Source organism: Pseudomonas brassicacearum subsp. brassicacearum, from assembly GCF_008801605.1.
GTDB lineage: Bacteria > Pseudomonadota > Gammaproteobacteria > Pseudomonadales > Pseudomonadaceae > Aquipseudomonas > Aquipseudomonas brassicacearum.
On the sequence record NZ_VZPJ01000015.1, the window covers coordinates 131,856 to 148,900 of the forward strand.

A 17,045-nucleotide genomic window follows, 5' to 3' on the forward strand; every position below is an offset into this window, starting at 1 on the left:
GCGATGAACCAGATCCTTGGCCACAACTACATCGGCGGGGCGCGCAGCGCAGCCGGCCAGACTCGCCTGCAGAGCGTCGACGCCAGCACCGGCGAGGCCTTGCCCCATGACTTCGTCCAGGCCACGGCAGAAGAAGTCGACGCCGCCGCCAAGGCCGCGGCGGCGGCTTATCCAGCCTACCGCAGCCTGAGTGCGGTGCGCCGGGCCGAGTTCCTCGAGGCCATTGCCGATGAGCTGGACGCCTTGGGCGATGCGTTCGTGGCCGTGGTCTGCCGTGAAACCGCGCTGCCGGCGGCACGGATCCAGGGCGAGCGCGGTCGTACCAGCGGCCAGATGCGTCTGTTCGCCAAGGTCCTGCGTCGTGGCGATTTCTACGGTGCACGCATCGACCGGGCGTTGCCTGAGCGCACGCCGTTGCCCCGTCCGGACCTGCGCCAATATCGCATTGGTCTCGGGCCAGTGGCGGTGTTCGGCGCCAGTAACTTCCCCTTGGCATTCTCCACCGCCGGTGGCGACACGGCGTCAGCCCTGGCGGCCGGTTGCCCGGTGGTGTTCAAGGCCCACAGTGGCCACATGGCGACCGCCGAGCACGTGGCCGATGCGATCATCCGCGCGGCTGAAAAGACCGCGATGCCGGCGGGTGTGTTCAACATGATCTACGGCGGTGGCGTTGGCGAATGGCTGGTCAAGCATCCGGCGATCCAGGCCGTGGGTTTCACCGGTTCCCTCAAGGGCGGGCGTGCCCTGTGCGACATGGCGGCCGCACGGCCGCAGCCGATCCCGGTGTTTGCCGAAATGTCGAGCATCAACCCGGTGATCGTGTTGCCACAAGCGCTGGAAACCCGTGCCGAGAGCGTCGCCCGCGACCTGACCGCCTCGGTGGTGCAGGGCTGCGGTCAGTTCTGCACCAACCCTGGCCTGGTGATCGGTATTCGTTCGCCGCAGTTCACCGCCTTCACCCAGCAAGTGGCGGCGTTGATCGGCGACCAGGCGCCCCAGACCATGCTCAACGCCGGCACGCTGCAAAGCTACGGCAAGGGCCTGCAGAAGTTGCTGGCTCACCCGGGCATCGAGCATTTGGCCGGGCGCGAGCAGCAGGGCAACCAGGCCCAGCCGCAGTTGTTCAAGGCTGACGCCAGCCTGCTGATCAACGGTGACGAAGCGCTGCAGGAAGAAGTGTTCGGCCCGACTACGGTGTTTGTCGAAGTCGCGGACCAGGCGCAACTGAGCGCCGCGCTGCACGGCCTGCACGGGCAGCTGACGGCAACGATGATCGGCGAGCCAGCGGACTTCGAACGGTTCAGCGAACTGACTCCGTTGCTGGAGCAGAAGGTTGGCCGCATCCTGCTCAACGGTTATCCGACCGGGGTGGAGGTGTGTGATTCGATGGTGCACGGCGGGCCTTACCCGGCGACGTCCGATGCCCGTGGTACGTCGGTGGGCACCCTTGCGATCGATCGTTTCCTGCGTCCGGTGTGCTTCCAGAACTATCCTGACAGCCTGTTGCCCGAGCCGCTGAAGAACGCCAACCCGCTGGGGATCCTGCGGTTGGTGGATGGCGTGCCGGGGCGCGAGGCGCTCTGACGGTTGCGGTGAGGCCGTTACATTCAAGTTGAATGTGCCGGCCTCATCGCGAGCAAGCTCGCTCCCACAGGGGGGCTTTGGTGAGTACAGAGTTTGTGTTCGCTGAAAATCCAACTGTGGGAGCGAGCTTGCTCGCGATGGCGGTTTTGCAGGTGACACCGTTTTCGAACCTTATGGCCCAAGGCCCAAGCCCACATTGGGTTATCATGACTACTTTCCCAATGACCGACTGATCACCATGACTGCCGTAACTGACACCCTGCTCAATGCCCTTCACAAATGCGACATGCTGATCATAGACGGGCTGCATGCATTCGATTTTTACCTCGACGAGCAGGACCAATTGCACGTCGAGTGCATGAACGGTCGCACCCTCGAGTACTGGCGCTTCACGCCAGCGCAGATGCAGGCGGCGACCTTCGATAAAGCCACGAACCACTGGATCATCACCAGCGATTCGGGCGACCACCACTTGGAGTGCGTGGAAGCCACCAGCGGCCACGACGATGAGGACGAAGAAGATGAAAATGCGTAGTCTCTGGCCGCTGTTGATGGCCGGTAGCATGGGCGCCATGGGTGTCCAGGCAGGTACCGATGAACGCCATCAACTGCTGGTGGGCTCCTACACCGCCGGCCAGAGCCAGGGCATCTACCGGATGCAATTCGACAGCCGCACCGGCCAGCTCGATGCCAACCCGTTGCAAGTGATCAAGACCGAAAACCCTTCGTGGCTGACCCTTTCCAAGGACATGACCCGGCTGTTCGTGGTCAACGAAAACGGGCCGGGCCAGAAAGACCCGGTGGGCAAGGTCAGCAGCTACGCCATTGACCCGAAGACCCATGCACTGAGCCTGATCAACCAGGTGCAGTCCCTGGGCAACGAGCCGACCCATTCCAGCCTCAGCGGTGATGGCCGTCATCTGCTGGTCAGTAACTACTCGGTGGTGGAAGACCCGGGCGGCACCCTGGCGGTATTGCCGGTAGGCGCCGATGGCAAGCTGGCTTCGGTGGTGCAGTTGAGCAGTCATCAGCCGAGCAAGGTCAACCCTGAGCGGCAGATGTCGGCCCATGTGCACGCCGCAGTGTCCTCGCCCGATGGCAAGTACGTGTTCGCCAACGACCTGGGGGCGGACAAGGTGTTCATCTACCGCTACGACCCCAAGGCCAATCCAGAGCTGCCATTGGCCGCCGCCGATCCAGCCTTCGTGCAGTTGCCACCCGGCAGCGGCCCGCGTCACCTGTTGTTCAGTGCTGATGGCAAGCACGCCTGGCTGACCATGGAAATGAGCGCACAAGTGGCGGTGTTCGATTATCAGGATGGCCGCTTGACCCAGCGTCAACTGGTCGACCTGGCGGCTGGCAAGCCGCAGCCGGGCAGGGCGGCGGCTGCGCTGCATGCTTCCGCGGATGGCAAGTTCCTCTACGTCAGCAACCGTGGCACCACCAACGAAGTGCTGGTGTTCGCCATCGACCCGGCCGCCGGCACGCTCAAAGAGCTGCAGCGACGCTCGGTCGAAGGCGATCATCCACGGGAGTTCAGCCTCGACCCGAGCGGGAAATTCCTGCTGATTGCCAACCAGAAGAGCAACCAGATCGTGGTGATCGAGCGCGATCCGAAGACCGGCCTGCTGGGTAAAACCGTGCAGAAAATGCCGATGGATGCGCCCAGCGATTTGAAGTTCATCGTCCGTCAATAGGGCGTAGGCCCCGTTTTTCGGGGCCTGCGCCGTTGTATCAACGAGACTGATATTCGCAAGTGATGTAAAGCATTTCAACGCAGGACGCCTCGGCGCGTAAGTTTGCTTCACGGCCCAACCGGGCAAGTCAGCCAACTGAATCCGAGGTCTACCGCCATGAATCTGAATCTCTTCTCCGTGATCGCCGCTTCCGCCATCTCTGCCACCGTGGCGCTGCCCGCCAGTGCCAGCGTCGAAATCAGCGACAAGAAAAATCGCACCCAGAGCTACACCGAGAAATACCTGCAACAAAGCGCTAACTTCTATGCGGCGTTGGACCACAAAACCCAACACTGAAATATCGCGCAACGACCGAAGCCTGCGATCTTTTCATCTTCACCGACCCTCAGGTGCAAGAGAAAAGATCGCAGGCTTCGCCGTTTCTGGAGAAATGCCACTGTAATATCACTTGGCCATGTGTTTAAATTTGACGCTGATAAATTGACTCCTTTGCCGATTAAGGACCGACACCATGGCGATGCGTCTGGCGGTGATGCTGCTGTTTCTCTATTCCACTCCGATTGTTTCCGCGGCCCAGCCAGATTCCGGCGAGTTGGAAGCGGCGCGTGAGCGATTGTTGAGCTTGCTTAGCGACTGATTGGATCTGGTTATAGAGATTGTGTGGGAGCAAGGCTTGCCCGCGATACAGGCGACTCGATTTCTGAAGGACCGCATCGCCTTCATCGCGGGCAAGCCTTGCTCCCACAGAAATTCCCTCGCCACAGGGCTGGGTGCAAGCGGTTACTTGGCCATGATCGCCACGAACAGCTCGCAATCCAGGAACCTCTGCAACCAGTCTTGTAGCCGAGGGTAGGGCGCCTGGGCAAACCAGTCGCGGTCGACGTGGGCGAACTGCCGTATGAAGGGCATCACTGCCACGTCGGCCAGGCTCGGGTGATGCGCCGCCAGAAACGTCCGGGTCTCAAGCAAGGTCTCCAGCCTGCGCAGAAAGCTTTCACCCTCGCTACGGTAATGTTCCTTCGGGTACTCGGGATGGCGCTCGGGGTATTTGTAGCGATTCAAGTGCAGCTTGAATACCTGGTCGTTTTCCTCGATCAACGCCGCTGTCAGCGCCTGGCCTTCGGGGTCGTCCCGTAGCCTCCAGTCTTGCGGATCGTGCCGGGCCAAGGCCCAGTTCATGATCTCCAGGCTTTCATCGATCACCCAGCCATCGACCTGCAGCACCGGCACCGTGCCTTTGCTTGAAAGCGCGAGCATCTCGGCTGGCTTGGCCTTCAGACTGACTTCGACAATATCCAGTGCGACCGCGCTGTAGCGCAAGGCCATGCGCGCCCGCATGGCGTAGGGACAGCGACGGAAGGAATAGAGCGTGGCGTGGCTCATTTCACCTCCACTGTGCTCAAGCCGTTGCCCTGGCGACGCACCTGGATCTGCACCGGGATCCGCTCGTGCATTTCCTGCACGTGGGAGATCACCGCGACCTTGCGGCCCTGGGCCTGGAGGCCGTCGAGGGCGTCCATCGCCAGTTGCAGCGATTCGGGGTCGAGGCTGCCGAAGCCTTCGTCGATGAACAGCGATTCGATCTTCAGTGTGCTGGACGCCATCGAGGCCAGGCCCAATGCCAAGGCGAGGGAGACCAGGAAGGTTTCGCCGCCGGACAACGAATGCACCGAGCGCAGTTCATCGCCCATTTCCGTGTCCATCACCAGCAGCCCGAGCATGCTGCCGCCGCGCTTGAGCCGGTAGCGGCGCACCAGTTGCCGCAGTTGGGCATTGGCGTGGTGCACTAGCAAGTCGAGGTTGTAGGCCTGAGCCAGCTTGCGGAAACGGTCGCCGGTGGCCGAACCGATCAGGGCATCGAGGCGCGCCCAGCGCTGGTACTCGTTGTAGGCCTGTTCGATCTGCTGGGCCAGGGCCTGGTTGGCGTTCTGCCGGCGCTGGTCTTCGGCCTGTTCGGCGCGCAGTTCGGCGCAGTGCTGTTCGCTTACGGCGAATTGGCCTTGCAGTTCGGTGAGAGCCTGGGCGAGTTGCTCAGGCGCCAGGTTGCCATTGTGTTGGGCCTGGTGGTTTTGCAGGCGCTGCTCGCGTTCGGTGAGCAGGACTCTGGCTTGTTCGATGGCTTTTTCGCCGTTGAGCAAGCGCTGGCGCAACTGGCTGACGTGTTGCTCGTCCAGGCCGAGCAGGGCCTCGAGGGCGGCATCGTCCAGTTCCGGATGGGTGGTGCGCCATTGCGCGATACCGGCGGCCAGCGCCTGGCGTTCGTGGTCCAGGGATTGCGCCTGTTCCTGTCGGGCCTTGAGTTCGGCGGCCAGTTGCACCAGATCGTTGCGCAATTGCTGCAACTGCTGATTGGCCGTCGCCTCGGCATCCCGCGTCTGTTCCAGGCGCTGGTCGAGTTGTTGCTGCCACTGTTCGGCGCTGGTGTGCTCGCCGAGCAATCGCGTGAGTTTCTCCTGGCAGGCCTGTTGTTGCTCGCTCAGGGCGCTGAATTGCAGGCGGGCCGCTTCCAGTTGCTGGAGGCGGGTCTGCTGGCGGTCCTGTTCTTTCTCCAGGGTCTGCTGGCGCTGGAGCTGTTCGCCCAGTTCGTCGCGCTGCTGTTCCAGTTGCTCCAGGCGCTGGGCGATCTGCTGGTCGAGCTGCAAGAAGGTTGCGGCGGGTTCGCTGCGCAAGGCCTGCAGGGTGTCAGCGGGTAGCAGGGCGCTGAAGTGGCTCAGTTCCTCGTCCAGGCGCTGGCGGTCGCGGGCCAGCTCCTGCTGCTGGTTGCCCAGGTGCTGTGAGGCCTGTTGGCTGGCTGCCTCGGCTTCACGCAGCCGCTGCGTCATGCGCGCGGCGTCCTGCTGCAGGGTCAGCAGGGCGGTTTGCCGTTGTTCGTCCTGGCTGATGCGCAGGTTCAGTTGGCTGTTCTGCTGGGTCAGCCAGGCGTCGCGCTTGTTTGTCTCCTGGGCCAGCAGTTGCGCCGACAACGGGTGGGCTTCAAGGCTGGGTGCCAGGCTCTGTTGCTGGCTGGCGAGCTGTTCCTGCTGCTGTTTGAGTTCCTTGAGCTGGGCGATGACCCCGCTGTATTGCGCCCGCAGGTCGATGACTTTTTCATTGAGCAGGTCGACGGCCTTGCGGGCGTTGGCTTCTTCGGTTTCATCAAAGCGCCCGAGGTTTTCCAGCAGGGCTTCGGGCTGATGATAAGGATGCTCGATGCTGCCACACACGGGGCAGGGCTGTTCATCCTGCAACTGTGCGCGCAGTTGCTCGACGCTTTCGCTGCGGGCCAGGCGCTGGCGCTCCAGCAGTTCACGGGTGACGGTCAGGGTCTGTTCGGCAATGGTCAGTTCGGCCTTGGCTTCGCCGCCTTCACGCACCAGCCGGTCACGTTCCTGCAACGCCCGTTGCTGGCGTTGTTCAAGTTCGGCGCCGCGTTTGTCCAGCTCTTGCTGACTGGCCCACAGCCGGGTCAGGTCTTCAAAAGCACGCAATTGCTTGCGGTTGTCTTGCAGCAGATTGCCAAGCAACTGGATCTGTTCGGCCACTGCCTCCGGCTCGGCGCCGGCTTCCTTGTAGAGCACTTCGAGGTCTTGCCGGTGGGTGGCGAGTTCCTCGGCGGCGCGGGCGGCGCCTTGTTCCAGTGTGGCGAGTTCGGCCTGGCCCTGGTTCAGGCGATTGCCGATCAGCATCAGTTGTTGGAGGCGATCGCGATAGGCGTTCCAGGCATCGCTGAGCGGGGTCAGGTGCGTGCTTTGTTCCAACGTGCCGGCGATGCGCTGCAAGCGCTCGGCCACCTGCCTTTGCTGTTCGAGCAAGGTGTCGATGGTGCGCTGGCCTTCGGTGCAGGCCTGCTGTGCCTGTTCCTGGCGCTCGGCGCCCTGGCTGGCGTCCCTGGCGAGGCGGGCCAGGGTACTTTGCTCTTCAAAGGCCTGGCGCAGCAACGGCGCGCTGTCGCTGCTGTGTTGCCGGGCCGCAGCCAGCGCCAGTTGCGCGGCGCCCAGGCTTTTTTCCAGTTCGGCCTGCTGGTCATGGAGATTGAGCTGCTGCTGGGTAAGCTGCTGGATCTGCACGGCCAAGGGGGCGAGCTGTCGGCTCAGTTCGGCCTGGCGAATGAACTGATGGCGCTGGGGCGCCAGTTGCTCCAGGCGAACCAGTTTCAGGCGTTCGTCGGCCAGGGCGTTCCAATCGGCCTGGGCCTGTTGCAGCTGTTCGGCGGCGCTGGCGTGTTCATCCTGCAACAGGCCCAGGTCGCGCAGCCAGGTGTGCTGCTGCTCCAGTTGCTTGAGTTGCGCCTGTTGGGCCTTGAGTTGTTGCTGGGCGTCGTTGAAACGCTGGTCCAGCTCGGCCCGGGCCTCGGGGGCCAGCGGCGTGACACCGGTGGCCTGGTCCTGCAACTGCCGGTGGCTGTCCTTGGCTTGCTTGGCCTTGTCGAAGGCGCGGCGGCCGAGGCGGGTATACAGGGCGGTGTCGGTGAGCTTTTCCAGCAGTTCACTGCGATCGTTGTCATCGGCCTTGAGGAACGCGCTGAACTCGCTCTGGGCCAGCAGCACGGCCCGGGTGAACTGTTCGAAGTTCAGGCCCAGGGCCGCTTCGAGCTGGGTCTTGTATTCGCCTTTCTGGCTCGCCAGCAGTTGATCGTTGTCCAGGTCCCGCAGGCTCTGGCGGCTGGCTTGCAACTTGCCGCCGGCTTTTTCCCGGGCGCGATTGGCTTCCCAGCGGGCCCGATAGCGGCGTCCGTCGATGCCGCGAAAATCCACTTCGGCATAGCCATCGCCGGTACCTCGGCGCAACAGCGTGCGCGGATCGCCCGTGGCAATCTCGCCATCGACGTCCGGTACCTTGGCGTCACGCCCGGTGTTATTGAGGCGCGGCACGGCGCCGAACAGCGCCAGGCACAGGGCGTCGAGCAGCGTGCTCTTGCCGGCGCCCGTGGGGCCGGTAATGGCGAACAGGCCGGCGCTGGCCAAGGGCTCGGCGGTGAAATCGATTTCAAACGGCCCGGCCAGGGACGCCAGGTTCTTGAGGCGGATCGCGAGGATCTTCATGGCTGCTCGCTCTCCATCTGCACGTCTTGCAACAGCACGGCAAAGTCCTTGAGGGTCTGTTCGTCCACTTCGTTGCCGTAGGTGTCCTGCCAGGCGCGGCTGAACAACTCCTGCGGGCTGAGTTGATCCAGCTCCACCAGCGCGCTGCCATCATCGGCACTGCCAGCGCCACCGTTGCCGGCATACTCGGCGGCGATCCGCACCAGGCGTACGGCCTTGCCTTGCAGTGCGGTCTCCACCTGGTGACGCAGGTCCGGCTGCGGCTCATCGAGGCGCACCCGCACTTCCAGCCAGGGTTGGCGCTGGACATCGGCCAGCAGGTCGATGTCGGGCAGGTCCTTGAGTTGCACCAGGAGATCGGCCAGTGGCGCCGGGCCCAGGCGTTGCAGGTTGACGGCCCGCGGGATCAGGCGCGGCTCGACCTTGACCAGGGCTTCGCCGTCCAGGGTGATGTCGAGGATCTGATGCTGATAGCCGATCTCCGAAAATGACAGCGGGATCGGCGAACCGCTGTAGCGGATACGCTCTTCACCGTTGACCTTCTGCGGCTTGTGCAAGTGGCCGAGGGCGACGTAGCTGATGCTCGGGCCGAACAGGCTGGCGGGCAGGGCCTCGGCGTTGCCGATGATCAGGCTGCGCTCGGAATCCTCGGACACCGAACCACCGGCCATGTGCGCATGACTGATGGCGATCAGCGCCTGGCCTTTCTTGCGCTTGTTGTTGGCCGCGGCGATCAGCCACTCATGCACCTGGCCGATGCCTCGCAGGTAGTCGTCGCCCAGTTGCGCACCGGTGACTTCGGCAGGGCGCAGGAACGGCAGGGCCAGGCACCACGCCTTGACCTTGCCTTTGGCATCGGGCAACGGCAACAACAGGCGCTCGACGTCCAGTTGACCGTCGTCCAGCCACAGCACCCGACCCAGGGCATGGGTGCGCAGGCGTCGCATCAGCGGCGCAGGCAGCTCGATCCGCGAGCCAGAGTCGTGGTTGCCGGCGATCATCACGATGGTCAGGTTGGCGTTCTGTTCATGGGCACTGACGATGAAATCGTACAGCCGCTCCTGGGCTTTGACCGGCGGGTTGACGGTGTCGAAGATGTCGCCAGCGATCAGCAATACGTCGGGCTTTTCGTGGGTCAGTTGACGCAGCAGCCAGTCGAGGAAGCAGGCGTGTTCGAAATCGCGTTCCTGGCCGTGCAGGTTTTGCCCCAGGTGCCAGTCGGAGGTGTGAAACAGACGCAAGGTGAACTCCAGGAAACTGATGATGGCCGCGGTGAAGAAGAGGGCGGCTAAAAGAAGCAGAGTTTACTGGGAAACCGGGGCTAGGACTTGTTCAACTTCGCTGGATCTATGAACACTGATCCTGTGGCAAGGATATTTATGTGGGAGCAAGGCTTGCCCGCCATGCTCCCACCCGTTTTGCCCGCACATAAAACCCCTCGCCACAAAGGCTACGAAAAAAGCGGGTTTATTTGGGGTAAAGCGGCGGCAACCCCGAATCACCCGCCGAGCCCAGCCCCCCTTCGGTGGGCGGGATGGTGCGGATGGCCCGCCACAAGTCTTCACCCTGCCAATGCTGGCCGGTTTCGCTGTAGAGCGCGCCGTTGAGGCCGTCCAGGGCGTCGGACAGCGGCACGAAACGCGCCGCCATGTCGGCCAGGGTTTCCGGCTGCTGGCGGGCCCAGGCGTCCAGGGCCTGGCGGGTGGCGTGGGGGTCGTTGGCCAGGCAGGTACGTTTGAGGTCATCCAGCAGGGTGCGTGGGCTCGGTCCGGTCTGGGTCGAGCGCAGGATCGCTGGCTGCCAGCGGGCGCGCCACCACAAGCCAAAGCCCAGCAGCGTGGTGCAGGCGAGGAGGAAGGTGCTCAGTTGCCAGTACCACAGGGCCTCGCTGTCGACCGTTGTCACGATCTGCGTCGTGCCGGCCGGCGTGTCCACCATCAAGCTTGGATTGTTCGCCACTTGCAGGGTCCGCGCCGGGAGGCTGGTGCGGTCCAGGTGGTCTTCCAGGGTGTTCCACCAGACCACTTCCACCGGTGGCAGCTCGATGGTCCCGCTGCGGTTGGGCACCAGGGCCTCGCGGTCTTCGCGGCTGCCCACCAGCCCGCGCTCGCTGTTGCGGCTGCTGAGTACCGGTTGGTCCGGATAGCGTCGCAGGCCGTTGATCTCCGTGGCCGGTAGCGGTGGCAACTGGGCGCTGGCCAGGCCTTCGGCTTCCAGGGTCAGGCTGCGGGTCAGGGAATCGCCCACCTGGCTGTGGGTCGGTTCCGGGCTCCAGCTTTCACTCAAGGACAGGCTGCGTGCCGGCAGCCAGGGCACGTCGGCCGGATAGCTGGCAGGCTTGGGCTTGACGCGCAGCAACAGTTGCGCGGAGCTTACCCGCATCAACTGGCCGGGTTTGGGGCCCGAAGGTACGGCGTCCTGGGCTACCGGCTCGACCAGGGTGGCACTGAATGTCTGGGCCGGAATCGTCAGTTCGCCGCTGCGTTGCGGATAGATGCCGTAGCGCAGTTCGATCACGCCATGGCGGACATCGTTGATGACTTTTTCATAGGTGCGCGATTCGCCCAGTTGCTCGGTGCGGGCATCGGGAATGTGCAGCGGCGTGAGGCTGCTGTCGTCGTACAGCGACACCGAATGGTAGATGCGCAGGGTCAAGATCGCCTGGGCCTGAACATACACTTCGGTCTGGTCGAGGCTGGCCTCGATGAATACTGCTGCCAGGGGCTGGGAGGCGTTGCGGGTTTCGCCTTCGACCACTTGCAGGGTGATCGGCTGGCTGGTCACTTCGCCCAGTTGCAACGGCGGAATGATCACGGTGCCGCTTTGGCGCGGCAGCAGGGTCACGATCCAGCGGGTGGTGGCACGGTTCTCACCGTCGAGGGTCGTCAACTGGTTGACCTGACGGGTACCGCGCACATCGAACAAGGCCTGGAGCGGGCCCAGGTCCGGTTTGCCGAACAACGTGGCGTCGTTGGATTCCAGGGTCAGTTCCACCGTTTCCCCGGAGTTCAGGCGGCTGCGGTCCACACTGGCAGTCAGCTGTGCAGCCTGGGTTCCAGAGGCCCAGAGCAGCAACACGAGGAGGTAGGCGGTGAAGCGGGTCATTGGGTTTTTTCCTGGGCCTGATGGCTTTGCTGTTCATACCAGAATTTACGCCTGAGCAGCTCCCCTGGATTATCCGGGATCTGGCGCAGCCATTGTTCCAGTGCCTGGCGCTGTTCTTCTTCATTGCGCTGACCTGCGGCAGGACGCAGTGGCGGGGTGGTGGTCTGCTCATCGGGCAGTTCGCTGCCCGGTACATCCTGGGCGGTAGGCGGTTGTGCCGTCCGCGGGGGCTGGGACTCGTCCGATGTCGTGCTTGGCTCGTGGGAGGGCTGTCCCGGTTCGGAAGACTGGGTGGGTGAGTCGGCGTCTGGCGGTTGCTCGGTGGGGGCCGGCTCCTCGCTTTCGGCAGGCTTGGGTTCTTCCGGTACGGCGGCCGGCTCTTTCAACAAGCTTTCCACCAGGGCCTTGTTGGTCTGGGCGGGGCGCAGGTCGGGTTGCAACTCCAGGGCCTGCTCATAGGCATCCAGCGCGGCTTCCAGTTCGCCGCTCCTGGCCAGGGCGTTGCCGCGATTGTAGTGCGCGCGGGCGTCATTGCCTTCGGCGAAGCGTCGGGCGGCTTCGCTGTATTGACCGGCTTCGTACAGGGCGACGCCTTGCCACTGGCTGTCCTCGAAGTGGGCGGCGGCTTCGGCGGGACGTTTTTGCTTGAGCAAGTGCTGGCCCTGTTGGTCGGCGCGCAGCCACAGGTCCTGGAATTCGAAGGCGTGGCCGGTTTGCGGCAACACGAACAACAGCGGCAGGCAGAACAGCCAGCCTCGCCGCCCGGCACAGGCGGCCAACAGCAGCAGGGGCAGGAGCAGCCAATAACCCTGGTCGGCCCAGGTGTCCAGGCGCAGGGTTTGTCCATCGCTGCGCAGATGGCGAGGACCGTCCAACAGGCCCAGGCCGCGCAGGTCGCTGTCATCCAGGCGCGCCGGCCGGTAGCGGCCGTCCAGCTCATTGGAGAACGCCTTGAGGCCCGGGTTGTCGAGGCGCGGCAGTAGAATCGCGCCTTGGGCATCCTTGAGGTAGCTGCCATCCTCTTGGGCCACGGGGGCACCTTCCCGGGTACCGATGCCCAGCATCAGCCATTGCGTGGCGGAACCGTCCAGGGCCTGGCGAATGCCTTGGCGCTCCTGCTCATTCAGCGATGAGCCGATCAGCAGGATCCGACCCTGTCCAAGCTCGCTCTGGTCCAGCAGGGTCAGCGCCTTGCGGACCGCCAGGTCGGCACGATGGCCGCTCTGCGGCATGATCGACGGCGCGAGGGCTTCGAGCAGGTTGGCGCTAGTGGACAGGTCGTCGGACAGCGGCACCAGCGTATGGGCACTGCCGGCATAGACGATGATCGCGGTCTGGGCGTCGCTGCGGTTCTGCAACAGGTCCAGTACCTTGCGCCGAGCCTGTTCCAGGCGCGTGGGCGGGACGTCGGTGGCGAGCATTTCCGGGGTCAGCTCCAGCACCACCACCAGCGGGTCGGCGGGTTTCTGGCTAGTCTGTTCGACCCGCGCCCAACTCGGCCCCAGCAACGCCAGCACGATCAACAGCCAACCCAGGCCCAGGGCAATCCACGGCAACCGGCTTTCACGGCCACTGCCGCCACTGAGCAGCACAGCATGAAAGGCGGGAGGCAGGATCATCTGCCAGCGGCCCACGCGTTTCTGCCGGTGCCACAGTTGCCAGAGCAACCAGCCCAGCAGAGGCAGCAGCAACACGAACCAGGGGCGTAGCCAATGTGGCCAGAGGGCGATCATCGACGCCTCCGCAAGCGCAGGCGCTTGAGCCGCTGGCGCCACTCGGTGTGTTGGGCTGGCTGGAACAGCGGCTGGTTGAACAGGCGCTGCAACGGATTGTCCGGCCAGCGCGCCCGGGCCACCAGCAACATGCTCAATAGCAGCGCAACGGCCAGGGGCCAGTGATACAGCGCCAGGGCAGGACGGGCCTGGGTCGGTTGCTGGGTCACCGGTTCGAGCTGGTCGAGGGTGGTCTTGATCCCCAGTAGTTGCTCACCATCCTGGGCGCGAAAATACTGGCCGCCGGTGACTTCGGCGATTTCCTTGAGTGTCGGTTCGTCCAGGTCCAGGCTCGGGTTGACGCCGAGCGAACCTGTGGTGCCGCTTTGTTCCGGGGCGGCGCCGATGCCGATCGGGTAGATTTTCACGCCTTCGTCGGCGGCCAGTCGCGCGGCGGTCAGTGGGTCGATTTCGCCGCCGTTGTTGGCGCCGTCGGTGACCAGGATCAACACGCGGCTATGGGCCGGCCGCTGGCGCAGGCGCTTGAGGGCCAGGCCGATGGCGTCACCGATGGCCGTATTCTTGCCGGCGATACCGATGCGCGCCTCATCGAGCCAATGGCGCACGGTGCGGCGGTCGAAGGTCAGCGGTGCCTGCAGATAGGCCTGGCTGCCGAACAGGATCAGGCCAACCCGGTCACCTTCGCGGCCTTCGAGAAAATCCCCGAGCATGTGCTGGACCAGCGCAAGGCGACTGACCTCTTCGTCTTTCCATTGCATGTCGGGAAAGTCCATGGAACCCGAGACATCCACCGCCACCAGCAGGTCGCGACCGCTGGCGGCAATGGGCAATGGCTCGCCCAACCACTGCGGTCGGGCAGCGGCGATCAGCAACAGCAGCCAGAGCAGGATGAAGGGCGCCTGTTGCCGCCAGGTCGGCAGATTGGCCCGGGCTCGCCGACCCACCAGGCCTTCCAGGTCGCCGAGGAAACTGACTTTGAGCGCTGGCTCGCCGCTGTCGGCCGCCGGCAGCACCAGGCGCATCAGCCAAGGCAGCGGCAACAGGGCGAATACCCACGGCCAGGCGAACTCAAACATGTTTGCGAATCCAGATTTCGACCGCCTGGGTCAGGCCGGCGATGGCTTTGTCATCGAGCTTGCATTCGGGTTTGTAAGCGCCTTCCACCAGCACCATCCAGCGGGTCAGGCCAGCTGCCGGGCAGCGGTTATCCAGGAAAGCCAGCCATTTGCGCCCGTTGAGGGTGTGGCTCTGGCTGTAGGGGTAATGGTTGCGACACAGGCGTTTGAGCAACCCGTTGAGCTGTTGCAGCCAGGCCCCAGCCGGCGCCCCATCGTAGGGTTTGGGCAGCAGGGCGAGTTCGGCCAGCGCGGCCAGTCGCACCGGGTCCAGGGGTTGTTCGGCACGGGGGGCGGTGCGCTTGGCGGGAATGAACCGGCGCAACTGCCACAGGCCCAGGCCCAGCAAGGGGATCAACACCAGCAGCAACCACCAGCCCGGCGCGGGAGGCCAGAAACCGATAGGGGGCGGCGCTATCAGTGGCTGCAATTTATCCAGGTTGCTCATCGACTTTTCCCGGCCCGCTTGGGGTTCAGGTATTCGCGCAGTTGCTCGACCATGTCGCCCTGGGTGCTGAGGGGCATCATCAGGATCCGCAGCTTCTGCGCCAGTATTTCCCAGCGCTCCTGGCGTGCCTCGGCCTGGGCGCGATAGGCCTGGCGCAGTTCGAAGTTCAGGGTGTCGAGCTCCAACTGTGAAGAGTGTTGGGCGAAGCGCAGCAGGCCGGCGGCGGGCAGGGCGTGATCCAGCGGGTCCGACAGCGGCAGCAGCAACAGGTCGCAATGGCGCGACAGCAAGCTCAACTGCTGTTCGGCGCTGTCGGACAACGCACGCTCGTCGCAAATCACGATCACCAGGCTGCCGGGCCGCAGTACTTCCCGGGCGCGGCGCAGGGCGATGCCGAACGAGTCGCGATCCGGCTCGCCTTCGGTGTGCAGTGACTGATTGACCCGCACCAGCCGGTTGAGCAATTGCAACAGGCTCTGTTTGCTGCGCCGCGGCTTGACCTCGTAATGGGTGTTATTGCCGAACACCAGGCCGCCGACCCGGTCGTTGTGCCCCAGCGCGGCCCAGCCGATCAGGCTGGCGGCCTGGGCGGCGAGCACCGACTTGAACATCAGCCCCGAACCGAAGAACAGCCGGTGGCTTTGCTCGATCATGATGAAGATCGGCCGCTCGCGTTCTTCGTGGAACAGTTTGGTGTGGGGCTCCTGGGTCCGGGCGGTGACGCGCCAGTCAATGGTGCGTACGTCGTCGCCGGCCTGGTAGACCCGCACCTGGTCGAAATCCACCCCGCGTCCGCGCAGCTTGGAGTGATGCAGGCCGATCAGCGGACTGCGCTGTCCCGGTGTCGAGAACAACTGCACCTCGCGCACACGATGGCGCATCTCGATCAGCTCCGAAAGGCTGACGCGGATGCCCGGTGCGGGCGCCAACGGGTTATTCATGACTCATGCTCAAGCGACAGCGACGACGTCGAGAATCCGCTGCACGACCCGGTCCTGGTCGATGCCAGCGGCCTCGGCTTCGAACGACAGGATGATGCGATGGCGCAGCACGTCGAACAGCACGGCCTGGATATCTTCCGGGCTGACAAAGTCGCGTCCGGCCAGCCAGGCGTGGGCACGGGCGCAGCGGTCCAGGGCGATGGAACCCCGCGGGCTGGCGCCGTAGGCGATCCATTCGGCCATTTCCGGATCGAACTTGGCCGGGTTACGGGTGGCCATGATCAGTTGCACCAAGTATTCCTCCACGGCGTCGGCCATGTACAACCCGAGGATTTCCTTGCGCGCGGAGAAAATCGCCTGCTGGCTCACGCGGCGTTCGGGCTTGGTCTCGCCGTTCAGCGCTTCACCCCGGGCCTGCTGCAGGATACGGCGTTCCACCGCGGCATCGGGAAAGCCGATCTTGACGTGCATCAGGAACCGGTCGAGCTGGGCTTCGGGCAGCGGGTAGGTGCCTTCCTGCTCGATCGGGTTCTGCGTGGCCATCACCAGGAACAGCGGCGACAGTTCATAGGTGCTGCGCCCAACGCTGACCTGGCGCTCGGCCATGGCTTCGAGCAAGGCCGACTGGACCTTGGCCGGCGCGCGGTTGATTTCGTCCGCCAGCACCAGGTTATGGAAAATCGGCCCTTGCTGGAACACGAAACTGCCGGTTTCCGGGCGGTAGATTTCCGTACCGGTGATGTCGGCGGGCAGCAGGTCAGGGGTGAACTGAATGCGATGGAATTGCGCTTCGACGCCTTCGGCCAGTTCCTTGATGGCCTTGGTCTTGGCCAGCCCCGGCGCGCCTTCCACCAGCATGTGGCCGTCGGCAAGCAGGGCGATGAGCAGGCGCTCGATGAGTTTTTCCTGGCCGAGAATCTGCGTTGAAAGAAAGGTTCGCAGCGCAAGCAGCGCTTCACGATGTTCCATCGGTGACTGTTCCTGGAAAGGGTGGCCCCAGGCGTTCGGATAACGCCGGGGCTGGGGGCGTTACTTTAATGCATGGCGGGGGGTGGCGACTAACGGGATTTTGTCTGGCGTGCGGATTTGTGATCGGTTTGGAGTCATTGTGGGAGCGGGCTTGCTCGCGATGACGGCGGGACATTCAACTTCAATGCAGCCTGACCCACCGCTATCGCGAGCAAGCTCAGCTCCCACAGGGGGTGGCGATGGACACCGATGCCATGAGCACCCGAGATCAGTGTGGGAGCGGGCTTGCTCGCGATGACGGCGGCACATTCAACTTCAATGCAGCCTGACCCACCGCTATCGCGAGCAAGCTCAGCTCCCACAGGGGGTGGCGATGGACACCGATGCCATGAGCACCCGAGATCAGTGTGGGAGCGGGCTTGCTCGCGATGA

General features: G+C 64.0%; 14 protein-coding genes. 5 read left to right on the forward strand and 9 right to left on the reverse strand.

All coding sequences use genetic code 11. The annotated features are described in order from the left end of the window. Positions 1–3: 3 nt before the first annotated feature. The 5 genes from F7R20_RS26495 to F7R20_RS32115 all read left to right on the forward strand — a co-directional run bounded on the left by F7R20_RS26495 (position 4) and on the right by F7R20_RS32115 (position 3,918). Positions 4–1,584, forward strand: coding sequence for an aldehyde dehydrogenase (NADP(+)) (locus tag F7R20_RS26495; protein WP_003202679.1), 1,581 nt, complete (start codon positions 4–6; stop codon positions 1,582–1,584). 238 nt (positions 1,585–1,822) lie between these two features. Beyond that, positions 1,823–2,119, forward strand: coding sequence for a DUF5629 family protein (locus tag F7R20_RS26500; protein WP_043042412.1), 297 nt, complete (start codon positions 1,823–1,825; stop codon positions 2,117–2,119). After that, complete coding sequence (locus F7R20_RS26505; RefSeq protein WP_003202675.1) at positions 2,106–3,281, forward strand: lactonase family protein; 1,176 nt, start codon at positions 2,106–2,108, stop codon at positions 3,279–3,281. The genes F7R20_RS26500 and F7R20_RS26505 overlap by 14 nt, the downstream gene beginning before the upstream one ends. A 156-nt stretch (positions 3,282–3,437) precedes the next feature. Next, entirely contained in the window at positions 3,438–3,617 is a 180-nt protein-coding gene (locus tag F7R20_RS26510) for a hypothetical protein (protein ID WP_003202673.1), read from the forward strand. A 175-nt stretch (positions 3,618–3,792) separates the two neighbouring features. Beyond that, positions 3,793–3,918, forward strand: coding sequence for a hypothetical protein (locus F7R20_RS32115; protein WP_003202672.1), 126 nt, complete (start codon positions 3,793–3,795; stop codon positions 3,916–3,918). 143 nt (positions 3,919–4,061) lie between these two features. Here the strand turns inward: F7R20_RS32115 and F7R20_RS26520 are convergent, their stop codons facing one another. The 9 genes from F7R20_RS26520 to F7R20_RS26560 form a co-directional block, all read right to left on the reverse strand. Next, positions 4,062–4,664 carry a glutathione S-transferase gene (locus F7R20_RS26520; RefSeq protein ID WP_003202670.1) on the reverse strand — a complete coding sequence of 201 codons (603 nt, stop codon included), beginning with the start codon at positions 4,662–4,664 and terminating at the stop codon, positions 4,062–4,064. After that, a complete protein-coding gene (locus tag F7R20_RS26525) occupies positions 4,661–8,302 on the reverse strand; it encodes an AAA family ATPase (RefSeq protein ID WP_003202668.1) in 3,642 nt (1,213 codons plus the stop codon). Before F7R20_RS26525 ends, F7R20_RS26520 begins: the two co-directional genes overlap by 4 nt. Next, entirely contained in the window at positions 8,299–9,543 is a 1,245-nt protein-coding gene (locus tag F7R20_RS26530; RefSeq protein ID WP_003202667.1) for an exonuclease SbcCD subunit D C-terminal domain-containing protein, read from the reverse strand. The genes F7R20_RS26525 and F7R20_RS26530 overlap by 4 nt, the downstream gene beginning before the upstream one ends. 226 nt (positions 9,544–9,769) lie before the next feature. Next, complete coding sequence (locus F7R20_RS26535) at positions 9,770–11,407, reverse strand: BatD family protein (protein WP_013693554.1); 1,638 nt, start codon at positions 11,405–11,407, stop codon at positions 9,770–9,772. Further along, positions 11,404–13,140, reverse strand: a complete 1,737-nt coding sequence (locus F7R20_RS26540; protein ID WP_003202663.1) for a tetratricopeptide repeat protein — start codon at positions 13,138–13,140, stop codon at positions 11,404–11,406. The genes F7R20_RS26535 and F7R20_RS26540 overlap by 4 nt, the downstream gene beginning before the upstream one ends. Continuing rightward, positions 13,137–14,216, reverse strand: coding sequence for a vWA domain-containing protein (locus F7R20_RS26545; RefSeq protein WP_003202661.1), 1,080 nt, complete (start codon positions 14,214–14,216; stop codon positions 13,137–13,139). The genes F7R20_RS26540 and F7R20_RS26545 overlap by 4 nt, the downstream gene beginning before the upstream one ends. Then, positions 14,209–14,703, reverse strand: a complete 495-nt coding sequence (locus tag F7R20_RS26550; protein WP_003202659.1) for a DUF4381 domain-containing protein — start codon at positions 14,701–14,703, stop codon at positions 14,209–14,211. The genes F7R20_RS26545 and F7R20_RS26550 overlap by 8 nt, the downstream gene beginning before the upstream one ends. Beyond that, positions 14,700–15,644: a DUF58 domain-containing protein gene (locus tag F7R20_RS26555; RefSeq protein ID WP_003202656.1), complete on the reverse strand. Its 945-nt coding sequence runs from the start codon at positions 15,642–15,644 to the stop codon at positions 14,700–14,702. Before F7R20_RS26555 ends, F7R20_RS26550 begins: the two co-directional genes overlap by 4 nt. A 9-nt stretch (positions 15,645–15,653) precedes the next feature. Continuing rightward, complete coding sequence (locus F7R20_RS26560; protein WP_003202654.1) at positions 15,654–16,613, reverse strand: AAA family ATPase; 960 nt, start codon at positions 16,611–16,613, stop codon at positions 15,654–15,656. Positions 16,614–17,045: the final 432 nt, after the last annotated feature.